This window comes from Mesorhizobium sp. P2_E9, assembly GCF_056403815.1.
Genome location: NZ_JBFUET010000031.1, coordinates 46,742 through 53,111 on the forward strand (window position 1 = coordinate 46,742; position 6,370 = coordinate 53,111).

Here is a 6,370-nt window from a genome sequence, read left to right on the forward strand (position 1 = left end):
GGTTAGCAAGATTTAGGGAACGGAGCGGAACATGGCAGACGCTGCAGCTCACGACGGGCACGACCACAAACCTTATCACGGTTGGGTGCGCTGGGTTTATTCGACCAACCACAAGGATATCGGTACGCTCTACCTGATCTTCGCGATCATGGCGGGCATCATCGGCGGCGCACTGTCGGTTGCCATCCGCATGGAGCTGCAGGAGCCTGGCATCCAGATCTTCAGCGGTCTGGCGCAGATGGTCTATGGCATGAACGGTGACGCCGCTGTCGACGGCGGCAAGAGCATGTACAATGCCTTTGCCACCGCGCATGCGCTGATCATGATCTTCTTCATGGTCATGCCGGCGCTGATCGGCGGCTTCGCCAACTGGATGGTGCCGATCATGATCGGTGCTCCCGACATGGCGTTCCCGCGCATGAACAACATCTCCTTCTGGCTGCTGCCGCCGGCCTTCATCCTGCTGCTCACCTCGATGTTCATGCCGAGCGCGCCTGGCGCCTACGGCGTCGGCGGTGGCTGGACGCTTTATCCGCCACTCTCGACCTCAGGTCAGCCCGGACCGGCCATGGACCTGGCGATCCTGTCGATCCACATTGCCGGTGCCTCGTCGATCCTCGGCGCCATCAACTTCATCACCACCATCTTCAACATGCGCGCTCCGGGCATGACGCTGCACAAGATGCCACTGTTTGCCTGGTCGGTGCTGGTCACCGCCTTCCTGCTGCTGTTGTCGTTGCCGGTTCTGGCCGGCGGCATCACCATGCTGCTCACCGACCGCAATTTCGGCACCACCTTCTTTGCTCCCGATGGTGGCGGCGACCCGATCCTGTTCCAGCACCTGTTCTGGTTCTTCGGTCACCCGGAAGTCTACATCCTGATCCTGCCGGGCTTCGGCATTATCAGCCACGTCATCTCGACCTTCTCGAAGAAGCCGGTGTTCGGTTATCTCGGCATGGCCTACGCCATGGTCGCGATCGGCGCCGTCGGTTTCATCGTGTGGGCGCACCACATGTACACGACCGGCCTGTCGCTCGACACGCAACGCTACTTCGTCTTCGCCACCATGGTCATCGCGGTGCCGACCGGCGTGAAGATCTTCTCCTGGATCGCGACGATGTGGGGCGGGTCGATCTCGTTCAAGACGCCGATGCTGTGGGCGCTGGGCTTCATCTTCCTGTTCACCATCGGCGGCGTCACCGGCGTCCAGCTGGCCAATGCCGGTCTCGACCGCTCGCTGCATGACACCTATTTCGTCATCGCCCACTTCCACTACGTGCTGTCGCTGGGCGCGGTGTTCGCCATCTTCGCCGGCTGGTACTACTGGTTCCCGAAGATGACCGGCTACATGTACTCGCCGGTCATCGCCAACACCCATTTCTGGGTCACCTTCGTCGGCGTCAACCTGATCTTCTTCCCGCAGCATTTCCTCGGCCTCGCCGGCATGCCGCGCCGCACCATCGACTATCCGGACGCGTTTGCCGGATGGAACTATGTGTCGTCGATCGGCTCCTATATCTCGGCCGTCGGCGTGGCGATCTTCCTCTACTGCGTGTTCGAAGCTTTCCAGAAGAAGCGGGTCGCCGGTGCCAACCCATGGGGTGAGGGCGCCACCACGCTCGAATGGCAGCTGCCTTCGCCGCCGCCTTTCCACCAGTGGGAGCAACTGCCCAAGATCAAGTAAGGCGGCTCCCCGCTCGAATACGAAACCGCCGGCCCGCCGGCGGTTTTGGCCAACGGAATGATGGACTTGAGTACGCATGGCCCTAGTCGACGAAACCAGCATTGACGAAGCGGGCTTCCGCATGTCGGAAGCGACGGCGGGCGATTTCTTCGCCCTGCTGAAGCCGCGCGTCATGTCGCTGGTGGTGTTCACTGCCTTTGTCGGGCTTGTTGCCGCACCGGTGACCATCAACCCGCTGCTGGCGGTGATCGCCATCCTGGCCATTGCCATCGGCGCCGGCGCCTCGGGCGCGCTCAACATGTGGTACGACGCCGACATCGACGCGGTGATGACCAGGACGGCCAGCCGTCCGGTGCCATCCGGCCGCATCCAGCCGCACGAGGCGCTGACCTTCGGCCTGGTGCTCTCGGTGCTGTCGGTGATGACGCTCGGCGTGCTGGTCAACTGGCTGTCAGCGACACTGCTGGCCTTCACCATCTTCTTCTATGCCGTGGTCTACACGATGTGGCTGAAGCGCTGGACGCCGCAGAACATCGTCATTGGCGGTGCGGCCGGCGCCATTCCGCCGGTCATCGGCTGGGCCGCGGTGACCGGCTCGGTCAGCCTCGAAAGCATCATCCTGTTCCTGATCATCTTCCTGTGGACGCCACCGCATTTCTGGGCACTCGCGCTGTTCAAGTCCGAGGATTATGGGCGCGCCGGCATCCCGATGATGCCCAATGTCGCCGGCGAGGCGTCGACCCGCCGTCAGATCTTCGCCTATGCGCTGGTGCTGGCCCCGGTCGGCGTGCTGCCGTGGCTGCTCGGCTACACCACGCCGATCTATGGCGTGGCCTCCGTGCTGCTGGGCGTTGGCTTTGTCTGGTATGCGTGGAAAGTGCTCGGCATGGCCGACGACGACCGCGCCATGAAGCCGGCCAAGGCGCTGTTTGCCTATTCGCTGCTTTATCTCTTCGCCATCTTCGCTGCCTACCTGGCCGACAGCGTTGTCGAACGCGCACTTGCCATGGGTGGGGCATGACCATGGCCGAGGAAAAACTCGAGACGGTCACTTTGACCGATCGCCAGAAGAAGGCCCAACGCAGCCGATCCATCGCCATAGGCGTGGCGCTGGCGGCGCTGGTCGTCATTTTCTACATCGCGACGATCGTCAAGTTCGGCCACAATCTGGGCACGATGTGATGAGCGTCGAGATGTCCAAAAAGCCGGCCGGAAGGAACAGCAACGTCATCGTCGCGGCGGTCTGCCTTGCCTTCTTCACCGGCATGATCGGCATGGCCTATGCCGCCGTGCCGCTCTACAAGATGTTCTGCCAGGCCACCGGCTATGGCGGCAAGACGCAACGTGCCGAGAAGCAGTATGCCGGCCGCGTGCTCGATCGAGAGATCACGGTGCGCTTCGATGCCAATATTGCCGGCGTGCCGTGGGAATTTCAGCCGGTCCAGCGCTCGATGACCATGAAGATCGGCGAGACCGTGCAGGCGCACTACCGGGCGACCAACAAGTTCGATCGCCCCGTCACCGGCCGCGCCACCTTCAACGTGCAGCCCGAACTGGCTGGCCCGTATTTCAACAAGGTCGAGTGTTTCTGCTTCACCGATACGTCGCTGAAGCCCGGCGAGACGCTGGACATGCCGGTCCTGTTCTATGTGGATCCCGATATCGTCAATGTGCCGGAACTGAAGGACGTGAAGACGATCACCCTGTCCTACACGATGTTCCCGGTCGAGAAGACCAAGCCGATCGCCTCCTCGGAGCCGGTCCAGGGCAGCAGCAAGACAATTTCCAATACCGAAGCAAATCTCGGGGGTTGATATGGCAGACGCGCACGCAAAACCACAGCATGACTATCATCTCGTCGACCCGAGCCCGTGGCCTTTCCTGGGCTCGATAGGGGCGCTCGTCATGGCCTTTGGCGGTGTCGCCTTGATGGAGTACCTGAAGGGCGGCACCTTCCCGATCTTCGGCTTCAACATCGCCAATCCGTGGCTGTTCTTCATCGGCATCGTGATCGTGCTCTACACCATGTTTGCCTGGTGGTCGGATACGATCAAGGAAGCGCATGAGGGCCATCACACGCGCGTCGTGTCGCTGCATCTGCGCTACGGCATGATCATGTTCATCGCCTCCGAGGTGATGTTCTTCGTCGCCTGGTTCTGGGCCTATTTCGATGCCAGCCTTTTTGCCGGCGAGGCGCAGAACTACGCGCGCGCCACATTTACCGGTGGTGTCTGGCCGCCTAAGGGCATGGAAGTTCTCGATCCCTTCCATTTGCCGCTCTACAACACCATCATCCTGCTGCTGTCGGGCACCACGGTCACCTGGGCGCACCATTCGCTTATTCATGGTGATCGCAAGGGCCTGATCAACGGCCTCGTGCTGACCGTCGGCCTCGGCATGCTCTTCACCATGGTGCAGGCCTATGAGTACATGCACGCTCCGTTCGGCTTCAAGGATTCCATCTACGGCGCCACCTTCTTCATGGCGACCGGCTTTCACGGTTTCCATGTCATTATCGGCACCATCTTCCTGCTGGTCTGCCTGGTCAGGGCGATGAAGGGCGATTTCACCCCCAAGCAGCATTTCGGCTTCGAGGCTGCCGCCTGGTACTGGCACTTCGTCGACGTGGTCTGGCTGTTCCTGTTCTCAGCGATCTATGTCTGGGGATCTGCCGGCGCGGTGATCGAAGGTCACTGATCCAGTCTTTGGGATATTGATTTCAAGGAGGCGGCCGCGGCGACGGGGCCGCCTTCTTCTTTTCGGCCCAATGATCGTCGATCGATTGCTGATGCGGCTGACAACTCCCTGGGCGATTTGCGCATTCATCCTGCTGGCGTTCCCGGCCCATGCGGCTAAGACGGTCGATCTGGTGCGTGTCCACAAGGCGGAACGGCTGCTGGAACTGATCGGCGACGGCAAGGTCCTGCGCAGCCACAGCATCGCGCTCGGCGGGGATGCCGTCGGCCACAAACACCAGGAGGTGACCAGCGCACGCCCGAGGGTCGCTATGTCCTCGACTGGCGCAACCCCGACAGCATCGCGCACAGATCGATCCACATCTCCTATCCCAATGCCGACGATCTGGCTGCCGCGACGGCACGCAATGTCGACGCCGGCGGCATGATCATGATCCACGGCCAGCCGAACGCTTTCGGCTGCTTCAATTGGTCGACTGGACCGACGGCTGCATTGCCGCTACGGACTCCTACATGGACGAAATCTGGGCAATGGTGGCCGACGGCACACCGATCGAGATCGAGCAATAAGCAATGAGCGACGACAAGGCGATCTGGCCTCCGATCGAACCGATTTCGGCCGGCCTGCATGGCCGTTGCCCGCGCTGCGGCGAAGGGCGGCTGTTTTCCGGTTTCCTCACCGTCGGCAAACGCTGCCTCAATTGCGGCCTCGACTACTCCTTCGCCGATGCCGGCGACGGACCGGCGGTCTTCGTCATCCTGATCATCGGCTTCATCATCGTCGGCCTGGCGCTCTGGGTGGAAGTGACGCTGAGCCCGCCGCTCTGGCTGCATCTGCTGATATGGATCCCGCTGGCCCTGGTGCTGTGCCTGACGGCGCTGCGGTTGATCAAGGGCGTGCTGCTCACCCTGCAATATGCCAACAAGGCGGCCGAAGGCCGGCTGGACCGCGGCGAATGAGCGAGGCATCCATCAAAAGTGGCGGCCGTTCGCGGCCACGATCGGCGTTGCTGCTCGGTCTTGGCCTGGTGCTGCTTTCGATCCTGCTGGCGCTCGGCACGTGGCAGGTCCAGCGCCTGCACTGGAAGGAAGGTCTCCTGCAGACCATCGACCAGCGCACCCACTCGGCGCCACGCCCACTGGCCGAGGTCGAGAAGGAGTTCGCCTCGACGGGGGACGTCGACTACACACCGGTCACGGTCTCCGGCACGTTCCTGCATTCAGGCGAACGGCATTTCTACGCGACCTGGGAGGGTGATGCCGGCTTCAACGTCTATACGCCGCTTGCCCTCGACGATGGCCGCTTCGTGCTGATCAATCGTGGTTTCATCCCCTATGATCTGAAAGATCCCGCCAAGCGCGCCAAGGGGCAGGTGACAGGCAAGGTGACCATCACCGGGCTCGCCCGCAACCCGCTGCCGGCCAAGCCGTCGATGATGCTTCCAGACAATGATGTGGCGAAGAACATCTTCTACTGGAAGGACCGCGACGACATGGCGGCGAGCGCCGGCCTGCCTGCCGGGTTCACGCTGGTGCCGATCTTCATCGATGCCGACAAGACGCCGAATCCCGGTGGTCTGCCGATCGGCGGCGTCACCATCATCGACCTGCCGAACAGCCATCTGCAATATGCCGTCACCTGGTATGGGCTTGCCGCAGCACTCGCCGCCGTGCTCATCCTGCGGCTTCGCGGTCCCGCGAAAGAGGAATGAACGCGCGCGCCTTTCTACCGACACCCTTGACGGCAGGGGAATCGGGTGAGTTAATTATCGTGTGATGAGGGTTGCCAGAAAGTCATCGTCCCATGCGGCGACCTTTCGTTTCAGCCGCAAGGAATCCTTTCCGGGGGCTTTTCGTATCAGGTTGAGAGCGATGTGCTTTATGGTTGTGAAGTTTGCGGGAGCATGATCGGTACGCAGGCGGCATTCATCGTCTCGGAAGACCATGTCCAGCACCCAATGGAGGCTGTTCTCGACGGCCCAATGGTCGC

The 6,370-nt window shown here is 61.8% G+C and carries 7 protein-coding genes and 2 pseudogenes; 8 read left to right on the forward strand and 1 reads right to left on the reverse strand.

Annotated elements, in window-relative coordinates:
- Nucleotides 1-31: 31 nt before the first annotated feature.
- From ctaD to AC1D05_RS34735, 8 genes and pseudogenes are all read left to right on the forward strand, one after another.
- On the forward strand, nt 32-1,684 hold the full coding sequence (ctaD, locus tag AC1D05_RS34700; protein ID WP_477447380.1) for a cytochrome c oxidase subunit I: 1,653 nt from the start codon (nt 32-34) through the stop codon (nt 1,682-1,684).
- Between the two features lie 76 nt (nt 1,685-1,760).
- A complete protein-coding gene (locus tag AC1D05_RS34705) occupies nt 1,761-2,705 on the forward strand; it encodes a heme o synthase (protein ID WP_477447381.1) in 945 nt (314 codons plus the stop codon).
- Nucleotides 2,702-2,866 (forward strand): hypothetical protein, encoded by a 165-nt coding sequence (locus tag AC1D05_RS34710; RefSeq protein WP_477447383.1) that lies wholly within the window; start codon nt 2,702-2,704, stop codon nt 2,864-2,866. Before AC1D05_RS34705 ends, AC1D05_RS34710 begins: the two co-directional genes overlap by 4 nt.
- The gene (locus tag AC1D05_RS34715; protein WP_477447385.1) at nt 2,866-3,498 is read left to right on the forward strand and encodes a cytochrome c oxidase assembly protein; all 633 of its coding nucleotides are present in this window, start codon (nt 2,866-2,868) and stop codon (nt 3,496-3,498) included. Before AC1D05_RS34710 ends, AC1D05_RS34715 begins: the two co-directional genes overlap by 1 nt.
- A 1-nt stretch (nt 3,499) precedes the next feature.
- Complete coding sequence (locus AC1D05_RS34720; protein ID WP_477447387.1) at nt 3,500-4,381, forward strand: cytochrome c oxidase subunit 3; 882 nt, start codon at nt 3,500-3,502, stop codon at nt 4,379-4,381.
- 91 nt (nt 4,382-4,472) lie between these two features.
- A pseudogene (locus AC1D05_RS34725) lies at nt 4,473-4,950 on the forward strand (L,D-transpeptidase family protein).
- Nucleotides 4,951-4,953: 3 nt separating this feature from the next.
- Complete coding sequence (locus AC1D05_RS34730) at nt 4,954-5,340, forward strand: DUF983 domain-containing protein (RefSeq protein WP_477447389.1); 387 nt, start codon at nt 4,954-4,956, stop codon at nt 5,338-5,340.
- Nucleotides 5,337-6,092 carry an SURF1 family protein gene (locus AC1D05_RS34735; protein WP_477447391.1) on the forward strand — a complete coding sequence of 252 codons (756 nt, stop codon included), beginning with the start codon at nt 5,337-5,339 and terminating at the stop codon, nt 6,090-6,092. The genes AC1D05_RS34730 and AC1D05_RS34735 overlap by 4 nt, the downstream gene beginning before the upstream one ends.
- Before the next feature lie 54 nt (nt 6,093-6,146).
- On the opposite strand, the pseudogene AC1D05_RS34740 reads toward AC1D05_RS34735, so the two are convergent.
- A pseudogene (locus AC1D05_RS34740) lies at nt 6,147-6,370 on the reverse strand (ISAs1 family transposase); the annotation flags it as partial.

Bases quoted from the DNA above. Each gene is read 5' to 3' on its own strand.
- ctaD (WP_477447380.1), top strand. From the start codon at position 32: ATGGCAGACGCTGCAGCTCACGACGGGCACGACCACAAACCTTATCAC.
- AC1D05_RS34705 (WP_477447381.1), top strand. From the start codon at position 1,761: ATGGCCCTAGTCGACGAAACCAGCATTGACGAAGCGGGCTTCCGCATG.
- AC1D05_RS34710 (WP_477447383.1), top strand. From the start codon at position 2,702: ATGACCATGGCCGAGGAAAAACTCGAGACGGTCACTTTGACCGATCGC.
- AC1D05_RS34715 (WP_477447385.1), top strand. From the start codon at position 2,866: ATGAGCGTCGAGATGTCCAAAAAGCCGGCCGGAAGGAACAGCAACGTC.
- AC1D05_RS34720 (WP_477447387.1), top strand. From the start codon at position 3,500: ATGGCAGACGCGCACGCAAAACCACAGCATGACTATCATCTCGTCGAC.
- AC1D05_RS34730 (WP_477447389.1), top strand. From the start codon at position 4,954: ATGAGCGACGACAAGGCGATCTGGCCTCCGATCGAACCGATTTCGGCC.
- AC1D05_RS34735 (WP_477447391.1), top strand. From the start codon at position 5,337: ATGAGCGAGGCATCCATCAAAAGTGGCGGCCGTTCGCGGCCACGATCG.